Here is a 25,334-nt window from a genome sequence, read left to right on the forward strand (position 1 = left end):
CGCTTTGAGATCAACTTTTCATGCCATAGAGACGGCCAAACGCAGTTTGTTTACGCAGCAAGCCGCCCTTCAGACGACGGGGCAGAACGTAGCCAACGCCAACACGACGGGCTATTCCCGCCAGACGGTCAATATGGTCGCTTCCCGGCCGATCGAGGCGCCGGGTCTTACGCACTCGACCTCGCCGGGACAACTGGGCACGGGCGTCGAGTTTTCGTCGATTACGCGTATTCGCGAGAGTTACCTGGACAACCAGTTCCGCAACGAAAATCAAAACAACGGCAGCTGGTCGATCCGGCAGGATACGCTTCAAAAGCTGGAGACGATCATGAACGAACCGACGGATTCGGGTCTTCGCTCCGTGTTGGACAACTTCTTTAATTCCTGGCAGGATCTGAGCGAAAATCCGGAGAACCTGACCGCGCGCAAGCTTGTGCGCGAGAACGCGCTGGCGCTCACGGACGCCATCAATCAGATGAACCGGCAATTCGACGACCTGAAAAGCGACCTGACGACCAACATCGGGACGAAGGTGTCCCAGATGAATACTTCCTTGCAGACGATCGCGGATCTGAACACGCAGATCAAGCGCATCGAAGCCTTCGGCGACAACGCGAACGATCTTCGCGATCAGCGCGACGTCCTGGTGGATGAGCTGTCCAAGATGGCGAACGTGACGGTCAACGAGACGGCGGACGGCTATCAGGTGTCGATGGGCGGACAGGTGCTCGTGGACAACGGCAATCCAACGACTTTGGAGGCAGCGGACGTTATAGGAGCTTTCGGTTCCGATCTGACCGGCGGCGAGCTTTACGGCATGATCTTGTCGCGCGATCAATACGTGAGCAGCTTTCAGAGTCAATTGGATACGCTCGTGAACGGTCTGGCCAACGGCGAGATGACGGTGACGTTGCCTGCCGGATCCGTGCTGCCGGAAGGCACTGTGCTGAACGGCGTGACTTATTCCGGTACGAACCGCACGCTTGCTTCCGACTTGACGGCGACAGTGAAGGGGCTTAACGGTCTCCATCAGTTGGGCTACACCAACCAGGATCCGCTCAAGGCGGCTGGCGCTTTCTTCGTTTCGAGCGACGGATCGCCGCTTACGGCAGGGAATATTATGGTGAGCAAGGACATTCAGAACGACGCCAACAATATCGCCGCTTCGATGCGGACCGCGACGAGCGGCGGCACGGAGTCCGTCGTCAAAGGCAACAAGAATCTGGCGCTGCTCATGGCCCAGTTCAACGATACCAAAATTAACTTCACCTCGGTCAACCCGGACGCCTTGACCGGCACCGGTACCGTCAATGATATGTACAGTTCAATCATCGGGCAGCTCGGTATTCAATCCCAAGAGGCGCAGCGGCAGACGACGAACACCCAGGCGGTCGTCGACCAGGTAGATGCCCGCAGGCAGGCCGTCAGCGGCGTTTCCCTGGACGAAGAGATGGCGAACCTGATTAAGTTCCAGCATGCCTACAGCGCTGCAGCCCGATTCATGACGACGATCGACGAGACGCTGGACAAGATCATTAACGGAACCGGCGTAGTCGGACGCTAATCCCTAACTGAGAGAGCGAGGTCGATCCCATGTTGGGTCGCGTGACGCAAGGCACCATCACGGCGCAGCTTGCTGCGCAATATCAATACGAACCTGAATCAATCTTCTAGCTTGTCCGAGAAGCTTTCGACAGGGCGCAACATCAATCGTGCTTCGGACGATCCCGTAGGGATCACCTATGCGCTTCGGTATCGTTCGGATCTGTCCGTGAACGAAGCTTACCAGACCAACGTCGACGCTGCATCCTCGTGGCTCGATTTTAACGACACGGTGCTGTCTCAGGTGAACGACGTGCTGAAGCGGGTCAAAGAGCTTGGGGTGCAAGGATCGAACGGAACCAATCCGCAGGTGGCGCTTAACAATATCGCCGACGAAGTCGACCAGTTGAAGGCGCAGCTCAAGGATATCGCGAATAGCCAACTAAAGGGCAAGTACGTGTTTAACGGACAGTATACGGACACCAAACCTTATGCCGACGGCGCAGACGCCGCGTCGGTGATGACCGACGCCGGCAAGCTCGATTATATCGTCAATGCGGGTATTCAACTGACGGTGAATTTGAGCGGCAACGACGTTTTCGGCTATCCGCCGAATTCGGCTGCCTCGACTGTCGCTTCTCCGCAGTATGAAGACGACAATGTCTTTAACGTGTTGGATCAAATTTCGGCCAAGCTTCGCGCGGGGGATCAAGCGGGCGTGTCCGCGCAGTTAGGCCTTTTGGATTCTCGTATGGATAAAGTGTTGACCGCACAAGCGCAAGTCGGCGCACGTGTCAACCGTCTTGATCTGCTCCAGAACCGTCTTCAAGACCTGAACGTTAACCTCCAAGATCTTCAGTCCAAGACGGAAGATGCCGATATGGAAGATCTCTTGATCAAAGCGAAAGTAAACGAGAGCGTCTATCAGGCATCGTTGTCCGTCGGCGCGAAGATTATTAAACCGACTCTAGTGGATTTTCTGGGCTAATCGGATCTGTGGGAGGATAACGCATGATTCCTTTGCCGCAGATATCCATACGTTCGCAGGCCGGACGGATCGGCATTTCGACGGAGCCTGGGCAGTATGACATCCGTACGCGCCCGGCGGTCATGCAAGTCGAATCGACACCCCCTTCCTTCACTGCGGATAATGGTTCCGGTACGCTGGTCATCGACAAGACGCTTACGGACAATGCTTTGACCGGCGGCAAACCCGAGGCGTTCTGGCAGCGAATCTATTCGCAATATCAGCAGGTCGCGCGACAGAACCTCGAACGTATCGTCGCGGAGGGCAACGAGGCAGGCGATCTTCGGATCAAGGGCAATGTCATCGCCAGTCAGGCGCTGGACGAGTATTTAGAGGGCGCTCCCGATCTGCAGATTTTCGGCTTCGCGGCACCGGACAACACCAAGATCAGCTACACGCCCAGAGATCTCAACATGGAGTTTATTCCGGGCTCTAAAAACGTCGATATACGTCCGTCTAAGCCTGAGATCGAATATCGGCGCGGTTCGGTCAACGTATACATGCAGCAGTACCCGAACGTCACGGTCACCGCGCCGTCGATCAATATAATGGCTTAAATATGATATGATGGGAGCGGCAGGCGGCATTTATGATGCGCTTGCCGTTCTTTCTACATTTATTAGCGAAGCGGAGGCAGCGATAGATGATCGTTCAGACGGCTAATTTTGGCGACATCGAAGTTGACGAGAGTAATCTATATTTTTTTGAGGAGGGACTTCCGGGCTTCGAGGATAGCCGGAGGTTCATTCTGGTGAGCGTTGAGGGAAACCCGTCTTTTAATTATTTGCAGTCAGCGGATCAGCCCGATTTGGTATTCGTGCTGGCCGACCCGTTCGCCTTTTTTTCCGACTATGAATTCGAACTCTCTGATGCCGTGCTGCGAGAGCTGGCGTTGGATAGCCAGAGCGATGTTTCCGTACGCGTTATTCTTAATGCGAGACAGGGACTGAAAGAAGCGACGGCGAACCTGACGGCACCGCTCGTATTCAATACACAAAAACAGTTCGGAAAACAGATTATCCTAGGCCAAAGTTCCTACTCCACGCGTCATCGGCTGTTCCCGGCCGCTGCGGGCGCCGCGAAGGGAGAATGACCGATGCTCGTCCTATCTCGGAAAAAAGGACAGTCCATTTTGATCGGAGAAGGGATCGAGCTCACGATCCTGGAGGTTGAAGGAGACACGATCAAGCTCGGAATCGCTGCGCCGCGCGATGTGCAGATTTTGCGCTCCGAGCTGCTGACTTCGGTAAAGGAAAGTAATAAGGAGTCCGTCGGATTGCCGCATACATTGGACTTTGCAGGGGTGTCCGATGTTCTTCAAAAAAAATCACAAAAATAATCGGTTTCTCTATTAAACCGTTGCTGAATGCTGCCGATAAAAATAGCATGACGGGGTTGGGGCGTACGACCTAATCCCCGGCAAGCCGCAAGGAAGCGGCAAACCAACATTCAGGGAGGAAATTTATCATGCGTATTAACCACAACATCACCGCACTGAACACGCACCGCAACATGGGTCTGAACACCGATGCTGCCGGAAAGAACATGGAGAAGCTGTCTTCCGGTCTCCGCATCAACCGCGCTGCCGACGACGCAGCCGGCCTGGCCGTATCCGAAAAAATGCGCGGTCAAATCCGCGGTCTCGAACAAGCGCAACGCAACGTTCAAGACGGCGTGTCCTTTGTACAAACGGCTGAAGGCGCGATGAACGAAGTCAGCTCCATGTTGTCCCGGATGAAGGAACTGAACGTTCAAAAGCTGAACGGCACGTACTCCTCCGGCGACAAGGCGAACATCGACCAAGAGCTGGATCAACTGGGTCAGCAAATCGACAAGATCTTCTCCGAAACGAAGTTCAACGGCATCAACATCACGTCCGGCGCTACGATCCAAATCAGCGACACTTCCGGCGTTACGATCTCGATCGACACCGTAAGCACGACCGGCATCACCGGTCTGTCGAGCTCCTCGACCCTGACGAACATCGAAGACGCAATTAAGAACACGTCCACCGAGCGCGCTAAGCTGGGTGCTAAGCAAAACCGTCTCGAGTACACGTCCAACAACCTGGGCACGACGGTGGAGAACCTGACCGCCGCTGAATCCCGTATCCGCGATACGGACATGGCGAAGGAAATGGTTAACCTCACGAAGAACAACATTCTGCTTCAAGCTTCCCAAGCGATGCTGGCGCAAGCCAACTCGCAGCCGCAAGGCGTTCTGTCCTTGCTTCGTTAATCTCAGTATTTCTAGAAGTCTTAGCTACGCTAAGGCTTCTTTTTTTTGTTATAGCTAATGATAAGGTGAAATCATTCCGATAAATGGAATAGAAACATTTCTGAGTGCGGGGTGGATAGGGTGTCTATGAATATTTCTTCTGCGGGTTCTGGTCCGCAATCCAACTACTTTGAAAAAAGTATGGTATCAACGCCAGGCGGCGTGCCTAGCGCCGATCTGAACAGCGTTACGACCGTAGAAGCTTTGCAAAAAGCTTCGTTATCGGGCGAACATGTCACGGCAGGAGACGAACAGGTCATTAAAAAGCTGGACAAGATTTTAACGGCCCTTCAAGGCCCCAACACCTCCCTAGAGATGTCCATGCATAAGGAAACGAAGACCGTCGTTATTAAAGTCATGAATAAAGAAACCGGAGAATTAATCCGCGAGATTCCTCCAGAGAAAACGTTGGACCTGGTGGCCAAGTTCATGGAGATTAACGGTATATTGATTGATGAAAAGGTTTAAAGGAGGTTTAACGAATGGTAACGAGAATGAGCGGCTTAGCATCGGGGCTCGATATTGATAGTCTGGTGTCTAAGCTCATGAAGGCCGAGCGGACTTCTCTGGACACGATGGTCAAAAAAGCGCACAAAGGTCGAGTGGCAACGAGAAGCATATCGCGATATTAACGCTAAAATTGTCGATTTTCGCAATAACAAGCTTTCCAATTATTCGCTGTCCGCGAGCATCGGTGCCAAGACTAGCGATGTGACGGGCAATACCAATGCGATCACGGTCAACTCGACTTCAAGCACTGCATCAGGAACGATGAATGTATCCGTAGATGCGGTTGCCAAATCAGCCTATACGGTATACTCATACAACGCTGCATTGCCGACAACAAATAAGACGCTAGATGATCTTGGTTTTGCAAGCAATACGATTACGATTAATCAACCGTCCGGAGGCACGTCTACGATCACCGTCGATACCACTAAGGACACTTTGGCGACGCTGGCGGCGAAAATTAATGCAGACAAATCAACAAACGTGACCGCCAGTTTCAACGATGCGACTGGACAGTTCTCGTTAGTCAGCAAAAATACCGGGGAAGGGCAAGTCACACTCAGTACATTCGGTAACTTTACTGCAGACCCCAAAGACGGTGTGGATGCTAAAGCAACGATAAATGGTATCACTTATAAACAAGCCTCTAATACGTTTGACATGAACGGGATTAATTTTACAGTGCGGAACCAGACAAGCTCGAGCGATCCGACGACAGTATCCGTTAAGACGGATACCACGACCATTTTAAACACAATCAAGTCTTTTATTAATGACTATAATACCCTGATTGGTACGATCAACGGCAAGCTTGGAGAAAAAACGTATCGCGACTTTATGCCGTTAACGGAAGACGAAAAAAGCGAAATGAAAGAAAGCCAAATTACGATGTGGGAAGAAAAAGCGCATAGCGGCTTGTTGAAAAACGATAACATATTGAGCGGGCTTGTCAGCCAGATGCGAATCGCTACGATGGCAGACTACCAGACCAAAACGAATCTAACGTCAATCGGCATAACGACAGGCGACTATACAACGCAGGGCAAGCTCGTTATTCAAGATGAGAATAAATTAAAAGAGGCCATTGAGGCCGATCCGCAGAAAATTATCGATATGTTCACAAAGGCGGCTCCGACGGGAACGAAAGTGACGGCTGATATGTCGGGCGTGGGCATCTTTCAAAAGCTTACACAGTTTACAATGACCGCCTTAAAGCAACTTTCTGAGAAGGCGGGTACGCTCACAACAAGCTCCGATACGACTGCCGACTTTATTGAAAACTCTTTGCTAAGCGATACGATTCGATCCATGAAAAATCGAGAAACCGATCTGGCTGCACGCCTGAGCGATAAAGAAACGCAGTATTATAAGAAATTCACAGCGATGGAAACGGCGATTAACAAAATGAATACTCAGTCATCCAGTCTATCCAGCTTCATGAACTAAGGGGGGAAATTCCTTTGTTAAAGTCGCCTTACCAAGCTTATCAGCAATCCTCTGTTCAGACATCTACGCCTATTCAGTTAGTGCTTATGTTGTATGACGGCGCTATTCGATATACGAGGGCAAGTGCCGAGGCTATTCGCGCCAAGGATTATAATACGGCAAACTTAAATTTGAAAAAAGCGCAATCGGTTATTCATGAGTTAACAGCGTCTCTTAATTTTGATTTTGAGGTGTCGAAAAACCTCGCCAGCTTGTATGAATACTTTCTTCATACCCTGATACAGGCAAACATTAAGAAGGATGCAAGGTGCGCGGATGAAGTGACTGAACATCTTAACGATTTAAGAGAAGCTTGGAGACAGACTGCTAAGTTGGCCGCGGCGGAGCAGGGTGCAATACAAGGTGGAAGTGCTTGAAATGAATAAGCTGGATGTTCTATTAGTTCTGACCGAGCGGTTATCCATGCAAATTGAAGAGGCCACTCCCGAAGGGTTGGAAAATTTAGTTGCTCTGCGAGATGAGGTCATTCAAGAATTGCAAGGACGGGTAGTTACAGATGAGGACCGCACCAAGATTCAAATGATCCAAGTGCGTCATGACTTGATCGTTGATCGGATGGTCGAACTTCGTGATGAAGCTGCTAGAGGGTTGGAGCAAATCCAGAATTCTCGTCTTCAAAAAAGCAGGTATGAAGCACACGCACCGGTCAATTCGTTTTTTTTCGACAAACGCAAATAGAAAGCTGCAATAATGAGCCGCTAGGAGGTGTTTTTTTCCTGGCGGTTTTTCTTATGGTTTTGCCAGAAAGAACCGATATAATCAATAGCAGCAAGCACGATGGGGGGAGTCAGAATGGGAACGGAACAAAATCAACAATTGGCAGACACGCTCGAGGAGCTTCGACAATTTATTCCTCGTCTAATTAGGGCGGCAATCGAGCTTTCCGATCGTTTTTATGCGCCTATGAATGATGATACTTGGAGCCTGCTCGGGGATGTACTCCAAGCTATGGATGATTTGTATCGAACCGCTCAGACCATATCGACTCAATTCGGCGAAATGCATCATTTCTCTGTGAACGGTTGGGACATGCAAGAGTTTTCTCTTAAACTCAATGGAGAATTCCAGCGGATGAACCAATGCACGGACCAGGAAGATTATGTGGGTGCTGGCGATATATTTAAGTTTGAACTTATCCCCCCTTCTTCAGCGGTTGTTGCTTCAACTCGGTGAGAGTGCCGATCAGCTGACTCTCCGCTTCCGTGCTAATTTGGCATTTTTGGAGGAGCATTTTCCATCCGTGTATTATAATGTCTCGGATACAGAAATAATTTCTGAAAACTATAGAACGATATATTCTGAAAACGGGGAAGCAAATCTGGCAATCCGGTTGCAAAATAACGATGAGATTGTATATTACAGCGTTTATGACCCGGCAAACGAAGCTGCCAAGTGGGCGATAGCCACTGCACCTCAATTAATCGGCAAAAAAGAACGTTATTTTATATGGTTTAGGGTTTGGTTATCACTTAAAAGAACTTGGTTTGCTCAATCAAGGCCATCAATATTATGTATATGAACCTGATATGCAAATCTTCTTGGCTGCTATGCACCATATTGACTTCCAATCCACATTCGCAGGAATACCTTTGAAAGGTCTGGCTGTCGGTGCCGATAAAAATACGATAGATCAATTTTTTTTATCGTTTTCTAAGGTTTATGAAAGGGGAAACGGCGACGCTTTCTCTATCTGTGTATGACAGACTGGATCGTGACGCTCGTCGTGTTTTCAACCAGAGAGCCAGAGAAGCTGTGCTCAATTATGCGTATTCCCAATCATTGTTGCAAAATGCGGGCATGTCATGGATACGCAATATTTTAAACAATCTTTCCGTAAACTTGGATTCACAGCCGCTTAACGGCCTGCGAGGGAAATTGTCTGGCATTACCGCGGTCATCGTTGGGGCAGGGCCGTCGCTTGAAAAAGATATCGAGGTTTTAAAAAAGCTGCGTAATCATGCTCTCATTATTGCTGCAGGAACCAGTATTCAGTCCTTGTTGCACTTTGGGATTGAGCCTCATCTTGTAGTTTCAATCGACGGCGGTGTACCTAACTACAACGCTTTCTCTCATTTGAACCTTGATGAAATTCCCATGCTGTACACGCCGCAGTTGGAATATCGCATCATTGAAAAGAAAACGGACAATTTGATACATGCCTTCTTTACCAACGATATGATCACGCAAGTGCTGATGGGCGTGACGCAGGAAGAAGCGGTGTTCGCCTCAACGCATTCGGTTACGGGTACTGCAATCCAGGCGGCCATATTCATGGGTTGCGAGCATGTCGTGTTTACTGGGCAGGATTTATCCTATCCGACAAAGTCGGTATACGCTGTCGGAGCCAAGCACGTAGACGAAGGCCATCATACCTATATCCATAGCCTTGCAACATTGCAAATTGAGAACGTACACGGCGGTGTCAACCAGACGACGGAGAGCATGCTTTTAACGCTTCGAGATATTGAGGACTTACTTGCCAAATATCCAACTCTTCGTTTCACGAACTCATCTAGCCTAGGTGCCCGCATAGAGAACACCGTCTTCCGACCGCTTGTGGAGATCGAGGCCGAATTGCAATCTAATAAGTTGAAACCGTTGTTTTTTTAAACAACTGATGGCGACGAATCTCCAAAATCAATCTAAGGATCGAATCGTGAATACGATTAATCGAACGGACGAGCTTTACGCTATGGTCGAGCGGGAGGAACAACGCCTGTCAGTCATCCTGAAAGGACTGCGTAAGCTGCCCGAACTTAGTCGTACAAGACCGCTTAAATGTTTGAACACCATGATAAGCATTGAGGAAGATTGGGAGCTAGTAGTTAAGAGTATCGTGTTCCACACCTTATTCATGATAGGGCTTAAAGCGGAAATCAACGAATTTGATCGCAATGTTTCGGATATCGCGGAAGAAAAAGACACTGTTCGTAAAGCGAAATTATTTAAGCAAATTTTAGAACCATTGGTTGTTGCTATGCTCGAACGAACGCCGACGTTCAAAGAAATTATCCGCGAGGCCCGCCATAGAATCGACAACCGACTGGGCAAAAGCGCTCGGGGAGTGAACAACTGAATGTACGAAAATAAGAAAATTTTGATTGTCGGCGGAACCGGAACGATTGGATATGCGCTGACCCGCCTCTTGCTTCAATACGAGCCTGCCGTAATCCGGATTTTTAGCAGGGATGAATACAAGCAATTTAACATGAGCATTGATTTTTCGAAGCATAGTCAAAAGCTGCGGTTTCTTATCGGAGATGTTCGCGATCAGCAACGCTTGATAAGGGCTATGGAAGACATCGACTTCGTATTTCATTTGGCTAGTATGAAGCATGTTCCTTTTTTGCGAGTACAATCCTTTTGAAGCAGTCCAGACTAACGTTATCGGCACCCAAAATGTCATTCAAGCCGCGATCCAGACTGGCGTAAAAAAAGGTTTTATTTACAAGCACGGACAAGGCGATCTCGCCAACCAATACGTATGGAGCAACAAAGTTGACGGCCGAGAGGCTGATATCGGCGGCTGAATACCAAAAAGGGCCTAGATCAACCGTCTTTTCTTCCGTTCGATTTGGAAATGTTATGGGCTCCAGAGGATCTGTAATACCGCTGTTCAAAAAGCAAATTATGGACGAGCGTGAAGTCAGCGTGACCAGTCTCAGCATGAAAAGATACATGATGACCTTGAGCCAAGCTACTTCTTTGATGTTAAAGGCAAATGAATTGGCTCAGGGAGGCGAAGTGTTTGTATTAAAGATGCCGGTCGTCATTCTCTCGGACCTCGCACAGGTTATGGTTGAGATGGTTAAGCGAAAATATAATATTTCCGATCCGGTAACGATTAAAGAAATAGGGCTTCGTCCGGGTGAAAAAATGTACGAGGAACTTATGTCCGAGGACGAAGCCTTGATCTCTTACGAGACGTCGGACATGTATATCATCTATTCCAACTTTAAAAAGAAGACAGATTACAAGGGGACGTTTGAACCAACAAGAACGAAACCGACTATTGATGCAGGCGATATTATTAAGCCTCGTATTCTCGCTGAATGGTTGGAACAGGAAGAGCTCATCTAAGAGTATCTATTTGTATCGATAAGAAGCGACTAAGAAAGAAGGTGCCACATGTTATATGATTACATTCTCGATACTCTATTTGAGCGTTTCGACAAGTTAAAAACGGGAAAAATCATTGTTTTTGGTACTGGAAAAGGAGCGAAATTCACGTTAGTCGCCCTTAAACAACTTGGTTTAACCTGTTCTTATGCCGTAGATAATAACCCAGCCTCTTGGGAAACGCGTCTTAGCGAGTTTGAAATTCCTATACGCAATCCTCAGTGCCTATTAGACGAAGGGCGTGAAGGTTTAAATATATTAGTTGCGAATGTGTATTTTGCGGAAATTTCACAACAGTTAGAAAGCTATGGTTTGGAGAAGGGCGAACACTTCTATGCTGTCGTCAAACAGCCGGAACCAGAACCGGAGCCTGAACCGGAACCGGAGGAGCCCGATTACCGCGCAATCGCCTCGTCAGACAAGGTGATTGCCGGAGTCAAGGTCGGAAAATATACGTACGGTTACGAAAAGTTTTGTTACGAAGGAACGATGATCGGAGAAATCGGTGCATTTTGCTCCATTAACCGGACTGTGCAGATAGCTTATATTAATCATCCTACGAAGTATATCACAACGCATCCTTTGCTCTACACGCCATACAACAGCTTTATAGGAGATTCGGAAAATGTACCGGGTATTCTCGCTGAACGTGATTTAATTGAACTGTATAGTCACTCCAACAACGGCAAAATTAATATTGGCAACGATGTTTGGATTGGTGCGGGCGTATGGCTGCTGCCTTCTATCTCAATAGGTAACGGGGCTATCATCGGTGCGGGAGCCGTAGTAACGAAGGATGTACCTGATTATGCTATTGTTGGCGGAGTGCCTGCTAGAGTTATTCGTTATCGGTTTGAGCCTCATCAGATTGAATTGTTGAATCGGGCAGCGTGGTGGAAATGGGACGATGGAAAAATTCAGGCTTTAGGCGATTTATTTACGAACAACGACGAGTTTTTCAAGTACATCGAATGGGAGATGCAGAAGGGGGGAGTGAGTAAGATGAAGGGGATTATATTAGCTGGTGGAAGCGGTACAAGACTGTATCCACTGACTAAAGTTATCTCGAAGCAGTTGCTGCCTGTCTATGATAAGCCAATGATTTTTTTATCCTCTTTCTGTCATCATGTTGGCCGGTATCCGCGAGATATTGCTTATTACAACGCCTGAGGATCAATTTCGCTTCCAGCAATTACTCGGAGACGGGAGCCAGTTGGGGATATCGCTTTCCTATGCCGTCCAATACAGCCCCAACGGCTTGGCTGAGGCTTTTTTAATCGGCGAAGCATTTCTGAACGGCTCACCTGCAGCTTTAGTGCTAGGCGATAATATTTTTTATGGAACCGGTTTTCCTCAGCTGTTGCAGCAGGTCGCAAAGAGGAAAAGCGGGGCTACCATTTTCGGATATCGTGTTAAAGACCCCACCCGTTTTGGTGTTGTGTCTTTTGATAATGATTTCCAAGTGACATCCATTGAAGAAAAGCCGACCAATCCAATGTCTGACTTTGCTGTGACAGGCCTTTACTTCTACGATCAAGATGTCGTAGAGATTGCCAAATCGATTAAGCCTTCGCAAAGAGGCGAACTGGAAATTACGGATGTAAACAAAGCCTATCTGCAACGCAGTGCCCTCCAGGTAGAATTGCTAAGTCGCGGCTTTGCATGGATGGACATGGGGACCCATGAGTCATTATTTGAAACTTCTCAATTTATTGAGACAATGGAAAAGAGACAAGGGCTGAAAATCGCTTGTCTTGAAGAAATTGCGTATAACATGGGATATATTGATCGGAGTCAGCTTCTAGAAATAGCAGACAAGTTGAGGAATAATGAATACGGAAAGTATCTTACTAATGTGGCCAACGCGACCATCAAATATTCACTTGTAACTAGTTAAATATAATAGCGATATTCTTGTATAAGATACCCGATACAGACTTGTTCGAATCAGGTTGTATAAATAGGAGGGATAAAATGCCAAGTGATAGTGGGGTTATACCTTTTCGTGAAATAAAAGATAATCGAGGCTCCTTGATTTCAATCGAGGAGGGGCGGAACATTCCTTTCACAATCAAAAGAGTTTATTATATTTTTAATACCAACGGTGACAAGCCTAGGGGCTTCCATGCGCATCGAGAGCTGAAGCAGGTGCTGATATGTATGAGCGGAAGCTGCCGGGTGAGGATGGAAGATGCGAATGGTAAAAGGGATTATTATCTAGATAATCCAGCTACCGCGCTATACATTGGACCTGGCGTCTGGCGCGAAATGTACGAGTTTGCTCCGAATACTGTAATTGTAGTGTTGGCAAGCGAGCTTTATGATGAGAATGACTACATCCGCGACTATGAGACTTTTTTTAGGGTTTTTATCAAAAGGACAGTTGTCAGTGGGGGTATAGCATATGATTTCCTTCTTAGATATTCAGAAAATAAATATGAGGTTCAAGGATGAATTTTTAAAAAAAACAGAGCTGTTGCTTGAGCGCGGTTGGTTTATTCTGGGTGAGGAAGTTGAAGCTTTTGAAGCAGAGTATGCAGCTTTTACCGGAGTTAAACATTGTATCGGCGTGTCGAACGGGTTGGATGCTTTAACATTGATACTACGGGCATATGGGATCGGACCCGGAGATGAAGTCATCGTAGCCGCCAATACTTATATTGCCTGTGTTCTGGCAGTTACACACTGCGGAGCGGAGCCTGTGCTTGTCGAGCCCGATGCGTTTTATAACATCGATACCTCCCGGCTCGAGGCTGCCTGTGACGAACCGTACCAAAGCGATAATGGCAGTTCATATGTATGGACAAGTCTGCGCCATGTCCGAGATTCGAGCAATAGGCGCCAAATTTGGCCTCAAAATCGTAGAGGACGTTTCTCAGGCACATGGCGCACTGTATCAAGAAGTTAGAGCTGGCGCACTGGGAGATGCAGCGGGCTTCAGTTTTTATCCGGGGAAAAACCTAGGTGCGCTAGCGGATGCCGGTGCGGTCACGACAGACGATGATAAACTGGCCGCGAAAATACGCGCACTCCGCAATTATGGCTCCCAAAGGAAGTATGAGTTTGTTTATCGGGGTTATAATAATCGGTTGGATGAGATGCAAGCTGCTTATCTGCGGATAAAGCTGCCTATGCTGCTTCAAGACAATGAGAGGAGACAAGAAATCTCTCGGTATTATCGTACGCATATCCGAAATGAGCGCATCCTTCTCCCTCAACCGGTGGGAGGCGTTGAAGAAGGACATGTCTGGCATGTGTTTGTCGTACGTACAGCAGAAAGGGATCGTTTTCAGAAGTACTTGCTTTCCAGGGGCGTCCAGACGCTGGTTCACTATCCTATTCCACCTCACAAGCAATTGGCGTATGAGGACTGGAACGATCGAGTCTTTGAAATAACTGAGCAAATTCATCATGAGGTGCTAAGTATACCGATTAGCCCAGTGCTAACAGACGAGGAAGTTGAACTAATTGTGGAAGCAATAAATCAGTATTCTTAGAGAGATGACGGAGTTGTCGATTATGCGCTTTAGGTCTGCAGTGATTGAGGGCAAAACCATACGGCTCCTCCCCTTTTCCATGCAATACGCAGAAGATGTAGTCCGGTTGAGAAATACGGAGCGAGCGCGTTACTTTTTTGAATCAAAGTTTCGAGTCGACGCTGGACGGGCAACGTGAATGGTTTGAGGATTACTTAACTCGTGACAACGATATTTACTGGGTGATTTTAAATCGCCGCGGCGATTTTGTAGGGACTACCGCTCTGTATAATATTGACTTTGTTGCAATGAAAGCTGAAAAAGGACGGCTTATTACGGATGAAGCGATTGCAGTTGGAGGGCCTTTCGTATTGGAGGCCGAGCTATTGCTGCTTCACTTTGCTTTCAAGGAATTGGGGTTAAAGACGATTTATACGACAGTGCGCGATGATAACGTAAAAATGCAGTCGGTTAATCGGAAGCTCGGATTTGAATACAAATATACGATTGATATACGAGACGTCCCGTATCACTATTACGAGCTCTCCTTGGATGTCTACAACCCGGAACCATTTGAACCCATTTTGGAACATTGGAGGAAGCGTTATGAACGAGCAAAAGCTTAGACATATTTTCGCCGAAGTATTAGAAATTCCGGAATCGCAAATATCGGATGAACTTACCTACAATTCAATTCCGCAGTGGGATTCCATCTCTCACATGGCTCTGATAGCGGCGATCGACGACGGATTTGATACCATGATCGACACGGACGACGTCATTGATATGAGTAGCTTTGGTAAAGCGAAGGAGATACTTGCGAAGTACGGAGTCGAATTCTAATGATTGGCCTAGACGGCAAAGTTGTCTGGATAACGGGCGCTTCGCGCGGAATCGGCAAAGCGACGGCCGAGGCGTTCGCCGCCTCTGGGGCGAACCTTGCGCTAAACGCAACTGATGCGGAGGCGCTTTCCTTAGTTGCGGACACACTTAAAGCCAGATTCGGCATTCAATGTCTGGTTCTGCCTTATGACGTATCGCGCGAGGAGGCTGTCAAAGCGGCAGCCCGAGAGATTCAATCTGCATTCGGACGATTGGATGTATTGGTTAACAATGCAGGCCTGATGAGAGACGCGGCGATCGGCATGTTGCGTAGCGAAGACATGGTACGAACAATGGAAGTCAACGTTCAGGGGCCGCTGAATCATATGCAGTTGGCCAGCCGATTGATGATGCGCAAAAAAAGAAGGTGCCATCATTAATGTTAGTTCCATAATCGGGAGATTCGGCAACGCGGGCCAAGCATTGTATGCCGCCAGCAAGTCGGCTCTGATCGGCGCGACATATTCGGCTGCCAAGGAATTGGCACCTTACGGTATTCGCGTGAACGCCGTGGCACCTGGTTTTATCGAGACCGAATTGGTGCAGGGTTTCACAGAACAGAAGCGGGAGCAGACGTTGCGATCTATTCCGATGGGACGCCAAGGCACGCCCGAAGAGGTAGCGGACGTTGCTCTATTTCTGGCTTCTTCGTTAGCCAGATATGTAACCGGGCAAGTTGTCGGCGTGGATGGAGGAATGGTTGTTTGAACTTTTGGTATTTTGAAGACGCTGAAGCCTGCTGCGTAATCACCGAGCAAGGTGTTCGGCTTTCTTATACGGATATGAACCGCCTGATCAATCAATCTGCTGCTTGGTTGAAGCGGTATGACGTTAAGACCGTCGGCTTTTTTATTCGGGAGCAATCAAGTCGAGGCCTTGGCGATCTATCTGGCGGCGCTCCGTACCGGCCATGCTGTCTTCCTGTATGACGCGGCTGCTAATCTTCCGTTTGCGGAGCAGTTGATTGAGCTTTACAGACCAGATTGGATTGCCGGCCCGACCGTGTATCTCGACCAGATTAAAGGAGCGATGGACGAAGTCTGTCATTTGACGGAGTACAGCTTAAGCGGCAGGACCATTGTACGGGAGCATCCCGTCTATCATGATCTTGCCGTATTGCTGACCACTTCCGGTACGACAGGAAGTCCAAAGTTGGTTCGATTGTCGTACGATAACCTGCAAACCAATGCGTCTTCGATCAGTCAATACTTGAATTTAAACGACAGCGAACGCGCGATCACGACATTACCCTTTTTCTATTCCTACGGACTGTCGGTTGTCAACAGCCATTTGAATGTACGTGCTTCCCTTATTCTAAACAACCACAGTGTTGTTACGCGAGACTTCTGGGAGTTGTTCAAACAGCAGGAGGCTACGTCCTTTGCTGGCGTGCCTTATACGTATCAAATGCTGAAGCGCATGAAGTTTGCTCAAATGGATTTGCCCTCCATGCGTTATATGACGCAGGCTGGGGGGCGCTTAGATCCGTCCCTGGTCGCTGACTTTGCCAATGCCGCGGCAGGCAAAGGATGGCGGTTCTATGTGATGTACGGACAGACGGAAGCAACCGCAAGGATCAGCTATATCCCTTCGGAACTCATACAGAGCAAAATGGGGTCGATCGGAAAAGCGATACCTGACGGAGAGTTAGATTTGGACCCCGAAACGCAGGAACTGATCTATAAAGGCCCGAATGTAATGCTGGGCTATGCTAAGAGTGAAGAAGACCTTTTCCAAGGCGATCTCTTGAATGGCGTTTTAAGGACAGGAGATATTGCCTCGAAAGACGTGGATGCGTTCTTTTACGTAAAGGGCCGACTGAAGCGCTTTGCAAAGATTTTCGGGCTGCGCGTCAATCTGGACGAGCTTGAACAGCATCTTGAACAGGAGATCGGAAGCGAGCTTTCCTGCATAGAAGAGGGTGAGCGGCTTGTTTTGTACTACACAACAGCGGAGTCGGCCGAGGCTATTCGAGAACGCATGAGCTCTGTGTTCCATATCCATCACTCGGGTTATAGACTGGAACTGATCGATGAGTTGCCGAGGACAGCGTCGGGCAAAAAAGGACTATCGCCGTTTGCAGGAGCGTGAATGACATGATGGATTCTTCCCAATTGTTTTTGAATCCTACTCCGTATTCATGGACGGCGGAAGAAAAAAGAAGACGTACGTTACCTCTGTATCAATCTCTGACTTCATGGCATAAAGAGCGATGTCTGCCCTATTCGAACATTCTAAATAAAGCCTTGCATTGGGAACAGGGGGAATTCCGACATTGAATCGTTGCCCATGCTTCCCGTTCAGCTATTTAAAAAGGCAGAACTCTCTAGCGTTCCCGATGAACAGGTAATCAAAGTGCTGAAATCAAGCGGCACCACCTCTCAGCAACCCTCCAAAATCTATTTGGATCGCGAAACGGCGTCCCGCCAAACGAAAGCTTTATCATATATTATGAAGTCGTTTATCGGCGGTCAGCGTCTTCCGATGGTTATCGTCGATTCCAAGGCCGTTATTCAAAACAGACAGTCTTATTCGGCCAGAGGCGCTGGAATATTAGGCTTTTCCAATTTCGGCCGAGATCACTTTTATTTGCTTGACGAAGAGATGAAGCCGGATTGGGAGGGGCTTCGTGCTTTTTTGGACAAGCACGCCGACACCCGCAAACTGATATTCGGCTTCACCTTTATCGTATGGTTGCATTTATACAAAGAGGCTGTGCGGCAAGAGCAGAGAGTTGACTTCGGAGACAGTGTGCTGATACATGGCGGCGGTTGGAAAAAGCTTGAACAAGAGAAGACGGACAGCTTGACATTCAATCGACTATTAAGGGATTCTCTGGGCATCCGTTCTAGTTACAACTATTACGGTATGGTGGAGCAAGTGGGGTCCATCTTCATGGAGTGCGAGCAGGGATGGTTGCATACGCCTGACTTTGCTGATGTGCTTGTCCGGGATCCCTACACACTGGAGGTGCTCCCCAATGGAAAAGAAGGCATCGTACAGGTCATGAGCTTGCTGCCATCAAGCTATCCGGGTCACAATTTGCTGACGGAGGACGTGGGAGTCATTCTAGGTGAAGATAACTGCCCCTGTGGCCGACACGGAAAGATGTTCCGCGTATCGGGCAGGCTTCCTGCAGCAGAGATTCGCGGGTGCAGCGACACGTATTCCGCGACTTAAGAGGAGGATTCGGAACATGATTATACGGGCGCCTGCCGATTGGAACGGCCCGGATTGGCAAACCCAATTGGAGGCGCTGTGCGACAAGTCGTTGCTGGCGCCTTTTGATCCGATTGCGCTGTCGTTTGCCGATCGGCTTTCCAAACGAATATTGCTTGACAAACGAATGCGATCCTATCCTGAAATGATGGCGCTGGCGCATTGGCTGCGTAAAGGAAACCAAGCTGAACTTATCCATTCCTTTGAACAGCGGCATCAGGGTTCTCTTTTGCGTCCGAGAGGCGTCGTTCTTCATTTTGCTCCTGCAAATGTCGATACCATTTTTGTCTATTCATTTATGATCTCTCTACTGTGCGGGAACTCCAGTATTGTTCGCGTATCCTCAACGCCAAATGAGCAGATCGACCTATTAATCGGGTTGTTGAACGAGTTGTTGGAAGAAGAGGCTTTTATCCCGCTTAAAGAGCGGATTTGTATTTTAACTTATGCGCATAACGACGCGATAACTTCAAAATTATCTCAGCTATGCGCAGTCAGAGTGATCTGGGGGAGGCGATGAGACGGTTAGAAAGATACGCGCGGTTCCGTTGCCGCCTATGGCTACAGAATTGACCTTCGCGAATCGCTTCTCGTTTTCTGTCCTCTCCGCCAATGCGATAGAAGAAGCGGCTGAAGCGGAAATGGATCGCCTCGTACAGCAGTTTTATAACGACTGCTACTGGTTCCAGCAAATGGCCTGTTCTTCTCCGCGTCTCGTTTTTTTGGATCGGCGAGTCTGGCGACATTAAAAACGCCAAAATCCGCTTTTGGGGTAAGTTGGAACAATTGCTAAAATCGAAACATGCGGAATTAAGTCCAGCCCTTTACGTGAGCGTATTGACGACAGCCTATTATTATTCGACGTTGGATTCCGTCCTGGACGTGTCGGTTCGGCCCAATGGCTTACCGATACGGGTAGATTCTTCGTCCCTAGACGGGCAGATGCGGAACAGTCATGGCGGCGGGGGGGTTGTTTCTCGAAGCGGATGCCGAAGAATTAAAAAACATTATCGATCGGCTTCAGACGCAGGATCAGACTATGACTTATTACGGATTTTCTCGTGATCAGTTAGAGCAATTCGTATCTCTTTTACCCGGTCGTCAGGTCGATCGGATCGTGCCGGTCGGAGCAGCGTTAGATTTCGCGCCGCATTGGGATGGTTTCGACTTATTTGCCCAATTCACGCGCAATGTCCATCTCTTAATTCGTTAGTCATTACCACTTCCAATAAATAGAGGCGATATCGTTTGCAACCGTTGGTATCTATCATCATTACTGCCTACAATCATGAAGATTACGTAGGCGCCTGCCTGGAAAGCATGATAAACCAGACTTATCGTAATATTGAACTGATTGTGCTGAATGACGGCTCTAAGGACCGCACGCATGAGGTCATAACCGCATACGAGCCGAAGCTCGCCGAACGATTCTCAAAGTACACGTACATCGATAAGCATAACGAAGGCATCAGCGTAAACTTTAACAAGGGAATTCGCATGTCGAGCGGTGATTATATTAAAACCTTTGCATCTGACGATATCCTGCTCCCGCAAGCCATTGAGCACTTAGTGCGCTTTTTGGAAGAAAATTCGGAATTCGATGTCGCATACGGAGACGGTTATCACATTTTGACGAAAGAGACCGATCTTACCGACTTTGAGTTCGACGAAATACAGCGATTTTCAAATATTACCGAACTGAAATCCGGTTATATTTACGAGCATTTATTGACGATGCTGCCGCATATGTCAACTTGTACAGTGCTGTTTCGGCGAAAGTGTTTTGAAGAAGCCGGCTATTACGATGAAAGTCTCTCCTGTGAAGATATGGATTTGTACCTTCGTTACTCCCGCGAATACCAGTTCGGCTATATTCAACAGGACATTGCCCTTCATCGCATTCACGGCGATAACGCCGGTTACAATCCTGCTATTATGATTCCAAGTCTTCAAAAAATGCTTGCAAAGTATGATCGCATCCATTTTTTTCGCAGTCTCGAAGAGCGTGATCAATTCATTGAGATCCTGGAATGGTCTCAGCGAGTACTGGAAGTTATTGATTACGAATCAAGAATACCGGGCAAAAAAGGTCATCGTTTGGGGCACCGGCGCTTATTATCAAAAATACAAGGGCCAGGTTGAACATCAACTTGCTTATTTCGCCGATTCAAATGCGGCCAAAACCGGAACGGAGTTGGACGGGAAGCTAATCTACTTACCCGAGCAGCTGCTTGAAGAAAATAAAGATGAGATTTTTGTTTGCGTAATGAGCATGTACTATAAAGAGATTTACCAGTGGCTCGAGGAGCGGGGGATTTACCTACCGCAAACATTATTATTAATGGGGGGAGCCTGCGTGGCAGACAAACTCGTATCCGTCTTAATGACGATTTATAACAATCAGGATTACATCGTGGAGGCGCTGGAGAGCGTCTTGGACATGGATTATAAACGGCTGGAGTTCATTCTGGTCGACGATGGGAGTACCGATCGATCCATTGAACTGGTCGCGCCTTATATGGCGAAGGATTCGAGAATCCGACTCTATTGTCATGAGAAAAATATGGGCGTGCCTCGGGCCACCAAGACAGGCATCCAGCATTGCCAAGGAGAATACATTCTTTTTTGCTGCCGCCGACGACGTAAGTCTCCCTGAGCGCGCTCGCGCGTGTGTAGAACTGTTCGAACAAGAGCCCGGGACGGGCTTGCTGGTGTCGCTCGCTTCTATCATCGACGGACACTCGCGAGCGACGGGCGAGATATACGGCCCTCCCCAGGGAATCGACAGCAGCAATCTGGCGTTGAATCAGTTGAAACGCAATTATTGCCTCGGTGCCGCTCTTGCGCTGCGCAATGACCGCAGGCTCCTGTCGCAACCTCACATTCTCGAATTAGCCGACGACTATCAGCTGAGCCTGGAATATATCCTGCATGGCTATCGTCTCGGCGTGCTTAACGAGGTTCTGGTGCGATATCGTATCCATTCTAGTAATGTGTCTAACAATCAGGGGGGCTTTAACCAGAAGGGTTGTGGCTGCCTTACAGGATTATGATATCGACAAGCTAGCGCATAGCCTGCAGGTGCAGGGCTTTGCCCAAGGCGACATCCTCGTTGCAGTTGCGATTTTTGAAATGTTTCGTGGCCGCGCGGAAAGCGGGCTTCGACTGATGGAGCAAAGCGAAAGCCATGAAATTCTGGAACCGGGAGCCTCGTTTGAACGGCTATTTTATTTAGCGTGGGGAGACTACAGGAGCGGGAAGCATAGGGATGCGCTAGTCAAGCTGGAACAGGCAGCCGCGTTAAAGCCAGGGGACCCGGCGCTGTTAAACAACAAGGGCGTCGTGCTGCGGCGGCTTGGCGAGCCGTCTGATATGAGTCGCGACTGCTGGGAAAAGAGTTTGCTTTTATTTCCGGGGTACATGGACGCAGAGCACAACTTGACCCAAGCGGACACAGATAATCTGAAGTATACTTCCCGTATTCTTGAGGCAGCTAGAGTCCGGAGGAATACGTATAATACGAATTAAAGGGGGCTATAAAGATGGAAAGACTCGTCTTGCAAGAGCAGTTTGACCGAATCATAGATAAATACCGTCCAATACTCGTAGATCTTCAATATACCGCAATTCAGTTATATATTCGCAATAGGATTTGGAAGGAAAGCAAAGACTCTAGAATTGCAATTTGGGGAGCCGGAGAACATACATTAGAGCTTTTTAAGCTTATCGAAGATAAGATTTCCGTCGTGGCCATTGTTGATACGAGTTCTCAAAAGATTGGCACTGAGATTAAAGGTATTCGAGTAAATTCGCCTGAATTCCTTCAAACGTTTAAAGTCGATAAAGTTGTAATCTCCTCGTTTTCCCATCGCCATGAAATTAGATCGCGTCTACTTAACGAATTCGAGAACATTGAAATTATAGATCTATATGACATTTATGATCGGGTCTTTCCAAAAGATTCACTAAGCCCGTTTTATATTGATGAATATACATTTACTAAATATCCACAAGAATTTCGGCTGTATCAGTATATGATCGAGCATGAAATTGGAAGCAATTTTGAGCTTTATTGCAAAAGTTATTTAAGCTTACTGTTGCATTTAAAAGAATTCGATAAAATAGATGTTTTAGTGAGGGAAATAATAAGGAACGATTTGCCGAATTCCGATTTATATGAGGCATTGAATTCAGAGCTTCAAATTTTGCTCCGCACCGCTCAAATGCATGCCGGTAGCCGAACATGTAAAGATATTTTTATATTTATTCCCGACTCGATGAGAATGAAAGATATTCAATTTTGTAGTTTCCTAACAGCCTTTTCCCGGCAAGCGATCACATTCGATAAGGCTTTTAGTCCTTCAACCTATACACACGCAAGTTTTGTGGGGATGTTTACCGGAAGCGGAAAGGACGGACAAAACTATCACGCGGACTCAATAAATGGAGAGGAATCTTCCTTGTTTAGGTTTGCGATCAATAACAATTATGAAATATATCAAAGTGGCGGACACTATATCTCCAATATTCCTAATCTTAATTTCATAACTAATTTAGATCGCTTCCAAAAAAACATTCCTTTGTCTACAAGATGGTGGGAAGTTCTTTGCCGGCTTTGTAATTCATCAAGACCGCAGTTTCATTTAATTCATATTCTTGAGACCCATTCTCCATTTTTGTGCGCGGAACATCTAAAGCCGGTCAGCTCTAGATTTACACCTTACAATTACTATAACAACTCATCGGATAAGCATACCGATGGAGAGGCGCAATATCACGAAGTATTACGGTATTTGGATAAAAGTTTGGAGTCCATGGTTAATACTTTATCGAAAAATTCTATTGTTACAATATGCAGCGATCATGGCGGCGGTACTGGAGGAGACGAACCGACTGGACATGTATTCACATGCTATGAAAATGACATTCATGTTCCGTTTATGATCAGACTGCCAAGTGCCCAGCCATGCAAAATTGAAAAACTTTTTAGCATGAGCAGATTTGACCCTATGTTGGCAAGCTTGTTGGAAAGTGGAGAAATTGACGATAATCTTTTTACGACACATGTATACACTGCAAGAAGAGCCGTATACAAGTCGGAATGGATACTGAATGATAACATTCGTAGAAATGCCGGTGAGTGGATTCACGGTTTTAAAATGCTCCGATCCAGCGAATTTAAATATATTAGTTTTGAAACTGGCAGAGAGCTATTGTACAAGTTGCCGAACGAAAAAAGAAGATTTAAGCAAAAAAAAAGGACTATGAAGCGGTTTTGGGAGACTTGCGCGCTCGTATGCCGTGAGGTTATACCGAATGTAAAGAGGTGCGAGTATGAAAACGGTCATCATTATTCAAGCCAGAATGGGTTCATCTCGACTGCACGGCAAAATTCTTCTTCCTCTCCATGCCGGTAGCGTCCTTCAATATGTATACGAGCGTTGCAAGGCAGTGAAGCGTGCATCCGAGGTCGTAATCGCAACGACGGAGGAGCAGGGAGACGATCTGCTGGCACAGTGGTGCGCTGAACGAGGATACAAAGTCAGCCGCGGATCGGAAGAGGACGTGCTGGGTCGTTACTATGAGTGTGCCCGTGCGTACGGGGCGGATTATGTAATGAGGGTCACCTCGGACTGTCCGTTCGTGGACTACCGGCTGGCTGATGAGATGATAGAGGCTGCCTCACGACAGCCTGTGGATATCGTTCGTCTAGAAGGCGAACTACCTAGAGGCCTTGAGCCCCAACTCGTCTCGTTCGCCGCACTTGAATGGATGTATGAGCACGCGATGTTGCCACATCATCGCGAGCATGTCCTTTATTACGCATACGAACATCCCGAGAGATTCTGCGCCGTTACGCATGTTATTCCCGAGACGATGCGCAAGCCCGAGCTTAGAATTACCATTGATACAGCGGAGGACTATCGGCTCATGCAGGAGATTGCCAAGTTCTGCGGCGATGATAGGCTGGTCCCTAGTAAGGACATCGTGCAATATTTGTGCGAGCGCCCGGAGATCGCGGCCATCAATGCGCACGTGCAGCAAAAGCCCGTCATTTCGGAGGATGCAACATCATGAAGCACGTTCGATTAGAGAGGGAGCGCTTCGCATCGGGCGATTATGCGCTTCGGCCGATTTTCCTTGAGGATATGGTTGCCATTCGGATTTGGCGCAACGACCAAATGGAAGTCCTTCGCCAAGCAAGGCCTCTTAGCGAGGCCGATCAGCAGGCGTACTACCACAACCGTATTTTGCCTTCCTACGAACGGCAGAATACGGATATTATCCTTTTCTGCTTTGAGCACGAAGGCAGCCTGATTGGATACGGCGGACTTACCAACCTGGACTGGACGAACATGCGAGGGGAAATCTCGTTTCTCATGCGGACCGACCGCTCGGATCGGACGGAAAGCGAGCAGTACCGACGCGATTTCACCGCTTTCCTAGAATTGGTTAAGGCAATCGCTTTTGAAGAGCTTCATTTACATAGAATATATACCGAAACCTTTAATATAAGAGATTTTCATATCCGCGTGCTTGAACGATGCGGATTCGTGTCTGAGGGGCGGATGAGGGATCATGTATACCTTCAAGGCCGATTCGTCGATTCGCTTATTCATGGCTGTATAAAGGAGTAATGGCATGTACCCGTATTCCAGAATTTTCATCAGCGGCGGCGTCGGCGTTATCGGAACGAGTCTGGTTCGGAGGCTCATCGAGACGGAGGCGCATATTTTAATCGGAGATCTGAAGCCGCGCCCATCCTGGTTGCCTTC

Annotated in this window: 34 protein-coding genes and 5 pseudogenes; all 39 read left to right on the forward strand. The window is 47.9% G+C overall.

Annotated elements, in window-relative coordinates:
* The first annotated feature begins 4 nt into the window (after positions 1 to 4).
* The 39 genes and pseudogenes from flgK to OMP40_RS22805 all read left to right on the forward strand — a co-directional run bounded on the left by flgK (position 5) and on the right by OMP40_RS22805 (position 25,196).
* A complete protein-coding gene (gene flgK / locus OMP40_RS22630; protein ID WP_277534726.1) occupies positions 5 to 1,564 on the forward strand; it encodes a flagellar hook-associated protein FlgK in 1,560 nt (519 codons plus the stop codon).
* Between the two features lie 69 nt (positions 1,565 to 1,633).
* Positions 1,634 to 2,530 (forward strand): flagellar hook-associated protein FlgL, encoded by an 897-nt coding sequence (flgL, locus tag OMP40_RS22635; RefSeq protein WP_338131208.1) that lies wholly within the window; start codon positions 1,634 to 1,636, stop codon positions 2,528 to 2,530.
* 23 nt (positions 2,531 to 2,553) lie between these two features.
* Positions 2,554 to 3,126, forward strand: coding sequence for a DUF6470 family protein (locus OMP40_RS22640; protein ID WP_277534728.1), 573 nt, complete (start codon positions 2,554 to 2,556; stop codon positions 3,124 to 3,126).
* An 86-nt stretch (positions 3,127 to 3,212) separates the two neighbouring features.
* Positions 3,213 to 3,662 (forward strand): flagellar assembly protein FliW, encoded by a 450-nt coding sequence (gene fliW / locus OMP40_RS22645; RefSeq protein ID WP_277534729.1) that lies wholly within the window; start codon positions 3,213 to 3,215, stop codon positions 3,660 to 3,662.
* Between the two features lie 3 nt (positions 3,663 to 3,665).
* Positions 3,666 to 3,908, forward strand: coding sequence for a carbon storage regulator CsrA (gene csrA, locus OMP40_RS22650; protein WP_277534730.1), 243 nt, complete (start codon positions 3,666 to 3,668; stop codon positions 3,906 to 3,908).
* 128 nt (positions 3,909 to 4,036) lie between these two features.
* Positions 4,037 to 4,807: a flagellin N-terminal helical domain-containing protein gene (locus OMP40_RS22655; RefSeq protein WP_277534731.1), complete on the forward strand. Its 771-nt coding sequence runs from the start codon at positions 4,037 to 4,039 to the stop codon at positions 4,805 to 4,807.
* A 126-nt stretch (positions 4,808 to 4,933) separates the two neighbouring features.
* The gene (locus OMP40_RS22660; protein WP_277534732.1) at positions 4,934 to 5,314 is read left to right on the forward strand and encodes a flagellar protein FlaG; all 381 of its coding nucleotides are present in this window, start codon (positions 4,934 to 4,936) and stop codon (positions 5,312 to 5,314) included.
* A 26-nt stretch (positions 5,315 to 5,340) separates the two neighbouring features.
* Positions 5,341 to 5,478: a flagellar cap protein FliD N-terminal domain-containing protein gene (locus OMP40_RS42130; RefSeq protein WP_420872031.1), complete on the forward strand. Its 138-nt coding sequence runs from the start codon at positions 5,341 to 5,343 to the stop codon at positions 5,476 to 5,478.
* Positions 5,429 to 5,638 (forward strand): annotated as a pseudogene (locus OMP40_RS22665) (flagellar cap protein FliD N-terminal domain-containing protein); the annotation flags it as partial. The gene OMP40_RS42130 and the pseudogene OMP40_RS22665, both read left to right, overlap by 50 nt.
* On the forward strand, positions 5,618 to 6,802 hold the full coding sequence (fliD, locus tag OMP40_RS22670; RefSeq protein WP_277534973.1) for a flagellar filament capping protein FliD: 1,185 nt from the start codon (positions 5,618 to 5,620) through the stop codon (positions 6,800 to 6,802). The pseudogene OMP40_RS22665 and the gene fliD, both read left to right, overlap by 21 nt.
* A 14-nt stretch (positions 6,803 to 6,816) precedes the next feature.
* The gene (gene fliS, locus OMP40_RS22675) at positions 6,817 to 7,218 is read left to right on the forward strand and encodes a flagellar export chaperone FliS (protein WP_277534734.1); all 402 of its coding nucleotides are present in this window, start codon (positions 6,817 to 6,819) and stop codon (positions 7,216 to 7,218) included.
* A gap of 1 nt (position 7,219) precedes the next feature.
* Positions 7,220 to 7,540, forward strand: a complete 321-nt coding sequence (locus OMP40_RS22680; protein ID WP_277534736.1) for a hypothetical protein — start codon at positions 7,220 to 7,222, stop codon at positions 7,538 to 7,540.
* 114 nt (positions 7,541 to 7,654) lie between these two features.
* Complete coding sequence (locus tag OMP40_RS22685; protein ID WP_277534738.1) at positions 7,655 to 8,035, forward strand: hypothetical protein; 381 nt, start codon at positions 7,655 to 7,657, stop codon at positions 8,033 to 8,035.
* Positions 7,968 to 8,381, forward strand: coding sequence for a hypothetical protein (locus OMP40_RS22690; protein ID WP_277534741.1), 414 nt, complete (start codon positions 7,968 to 7,970; stop codon positions 8,379 to 8,381). Before OMP40_RS22685 ends, OMP40_RS22690 begins: the two co-directional genes overlap by 68 nt.
* Positions 8,347 to 8,562: a hypothetical protein gene (locus OMP40_RS42135; protein ID WP_420872012.1), complete on the forward strand. Its 216-nt coding sequence runs from the start codon at positions 8,347 to 8,349 to the stop codon at positions 8,560 to 8,562. Before OMP40_RS22690 ends, OMP40_RS42135 begins: the two co-directional genes overlap by 35 nt.
* Positions 8,555 to 9,472, forward strand: a complete 918-nt coding sequence (locus tag OMP40_RS22695; protein ID WP_277534743.1) for a motility associated factor glycosyltransferase family protein — start codon at positions 8,555 to 8,557, stop codon at positions 9,470 to 9,472. Before OMP40_RS42135 ends, OMP40_RS22695 begins: the two co-directional genes overlap by 8 nt.
* Positions 9,473 to 9,518: 46 nt before the next feature.
* A complete protein-coding gene (locus OMP40_RS22700; protein ID WP_277534744.1) occupies positions 9,519 to 9,938 on the forward strand; it encodes a hypothetical protein in 420 nt (139 codons plus the stop codon).
* Positions 9,939 to 10,942 (forward strand): annotated as a pseudogene (locus OMP40_RS22705) (polysaccharide biosynthesis protein).
* Between the two features lie 528 nt (positions 10,943 to 11,470).
* Positions 11,471 to 11,764, forward strand: a pseudogene (locus OMP40_RS22710) (LbetaH domain-containing protein); the annotation flags it as partial.
* 219 nt (positions 11,765 to 11,983) lie between these two features.
* Positions 11,984 to 12,878, forward strand: a pseudogene (rfbA, locus tag OMP40_RS22715) (glucose-1-phosphate thymidylyltransferase RfbA).
* A gap of 77 nt (positions 12,879 to 12,955) precedes the next feature.
* Positions 12,956 to 13,435 carry a sugar 3,4-ketoisomerase gene (locus OMP40_RS22720; protein ID WP_277534746.1) on the forward strand — a complete coding sequence of 160 codons (480 nt, stop codon included), beginning with the start codon at positions 12,956 to 12,958 and terminating at the stop codon, positions 13,433 to 13,435.
* Positions 13,419 to 13,679: pseudogene (locus OMP40_RS22725) on the forward strand (DegT/DnrJ/EryC1/StrS family aminotransferase); the annotation flags it as partial. The gene OMP40_RS22720 and the pseudogene OMP40_RS22725, both read left to right, overlap by 17 nt.
* Before the next feature lie 61 nt (positions 13,680 to 13,740).
* Positions 13,741 to 14,478: a DegT/DnrJ/EryC1/StrS family aminotransferase gene (locus OMP40_RS22730; protein WP_277534748.1), complete on the forward strand. Its 738-nt coding sequence runs from the start codon at positions 13,741 to 13,743 to the stop codon at positions 14,476 to 14,478.
* Positions 14,479 to 14,615: 137 nt separating this feature from the next.
* Positions 14,616 to 15,083, forward strand: coding sequence for a GNAT family N-acetyltransferase (locus OMP40_RS22735; RefSeq protein ID WP_277534750.1), 468 nt, complete (start codon positions 14,616 to 14,618; stop codon positions 15,081 to 15,083).
* A complete protein-coding gene (locus OMP40_RS22740) occupies positions 15,064 to 15,300 on the forward strand; it encodes an acyl carrier protein (RefSeq protein ID WP_277534752.1) in 237 nt (78 codons plus the stop codon). Before OMP40_RS22735 ends, OMP40_RS22740 begins: the two co-directional genes overlap by 20 nt.
* Positions 15,300 to 15,719: an SDR family NAD(P)-dependent oxidoreductase gene (locus OMP40_RS22745; protein ID WP_277534753.1), complete on the forward strand. Its 420-nt coding sequence runs from the start codon at positions 15,300 to 15,302 to the stop codon at positions 15,717 to 15,719. The genes OMP40_RS22740 and OMP40_RS22745 overlap by 1 nt, the downstream gene beginning before the upstream one ends.
* A gap of 13 nt (positions 15,720 to 15,732) precedes the next feature.
* On the forward strand, positions 15,733 to 16,047 hold the full coding sequence (locus OMP40_RS22750; RefSeq protein ID WP_277534975.1) for an SDR family oxidoreductase: 315 nt from the start codon (positions 15,733 to 15,735) through the stop codon (positions 16,045 to 16,047).
* Between the two features lie 117 nt (positions 16,048 to 16,164).
* A complete protein-coding gene (locus OMP40_RS22755; protein ID WP_277534755.1) occupies positions 16,165 to 17,430 on the forward strand; it encodes an AMP-binding protein in 1,266 nt (421 codons plus the stop codon).
* 198 nt (positions 17,431 to 17,628) lie between these two features.
* Positions 17,629 to 18,519: a LuxE/PaaK family acyltransferase gene (locus OMP40_RS22760; protein ID WP_277534756.1), complete on the forward strand. Its 891-nt coding sequence runs from the start codon at positions 17,629 to 17,631 to the stop codon at positions 18,517 to 18,519.
* 16 nt (positions 18,520 to 18,535) lie between these two features.
* Positions 18,536 to 19,078 (forward strand): acyl-CoA reductase, encoded by a 543-nt coding sequence (locus OMP40_RS22765; protein ID WP_277534758.1) that lies wholly within the window; start codon positions 18,536 to 18,538, stop codon positions 19,076 to 19,078.
* A gap of 37 nt (positions 19,079 to 19,115) precedes the next feature.
* Positions 19,116 to 19,307, forward strand: coding sequence for an acyl-CoA reductase (locus OMP40_RS42140; RefSeq protein ID WP_420872013.1), 192 nt, complete (start codon positions 19,116 to 19,118; stop codon positions 19,305 to 19,307).
* Between the two features lie 206 nt (positions 19,308 to 19,513).
* Positions 19,514 to 19,771, forward strand: coding sequence for a hypothetical protein (locus OMP40_RS22770; protein WP_277534760.1), 258 nt, complete (start codon positions 19,514 to 19,516; stop codon positions 19,769 to 19,771).
* A gap of 35 nt (positions 19,772 to 19,806) precedes the next feature.
* Entirely contained in the window at positions 19,807 to 20,700 is an 894-nt protein-coding gene (locus tag OMP40_RS22775) for a glycosyltransferase family 2 protein (protein ID WP_277534761.1), read from the forward strand.
* Complete coding sequence (locus OMP40_RS22780; protein WP_277534762.1) at positions 20,615 to 21,214, forward strand: glycosyltransferase family 2 protein; 600 nt, start codon at positions 20,615 to 20,617, stop codon at positions 21,212 to 21,214. Before OMP40_RS22775 ends, OMP40_RS22780 begins: the two co-directional genes overlap by 86 nt.
* A gap of 49 nt (positions 21,215 to 21,263) precedes the next feature.
* Positions 21,264 to 21,611 carry a glycosyltransferase family protein gene (locus tag OMP40_RS22785; protein ID WP_277534764.1) on the forward strand — a complete coding sequence of 116 codons (348 nt, stop codon included), beginning with the start codon at positions 21,264 to 21,266 and terminating at the stop codon, positions 21,609 to 21,611.
* The gene (locus tag OMP40_RS22790; protein WP_277534766.1) at positions 21,589 to 22,086 is read left to right on the forward strand and encodes a hypothetical protein; all 498 of its coding nucleotides are present in this window, start codon (positions 21,589 to 21,591) and stop codon (positions 22,084 to 22,086) included. Before OMP40_RS22785 ends, OMP40_RS22790 begins: the two co-directional genes overlap by 23 nt.
* 14 nt (positions 22,087 to 22,100) lie before the next feature.
* Entirely contained in the window at positions 22,101 to 23,975 is a 1,875-nt protein-coding gene (locus tag OMP40_RS22795; protein WP_277534768.1) for a sulfatase-like hydrolase/transferase, read from the forward strand.
* Positions 23,893 to 24,636 (forward strand): glycosyltransferase family protein, encoded by a 744-nt coding sequence (locus tag OMP40_RS22800; RefSeq protein WP_277534770.1) that lies wholly within the window; start codon positions 23,893 to 23,895, stop codon positions 24,634 to 24,636. Before OMP40_RS22795 ends, OMP40_RS22800 begins: the two co-directional genes overlap by 83 nt.
* Positions 24,633 to 25,196, forward strand: a complete 564-nt coding sequence (locus OMP40_RS22805) for a GNAT family N-acetyltransferase (protein WP_277534772.1) — start codon at positions 24,633 to 24,635, stop codon at positions 25,194 to 25,196. Before OMP40_RS22800 ends, OMP40_RS22805 begins: the two co-directional genes overlap by 4 nt.
* Positions 25,197 to 25,334 lie beyond the last annotated feature (138 nt).

It is taken from the genome of Cohnella rhizosphaerae, assembly GCF_029525575.1.
Lineage (GTDB): Bacteria > Bacillota > Bacilli > Paenibacillales > Paenibacillaceae > Cohnella > Cohnella rhizosphaerae.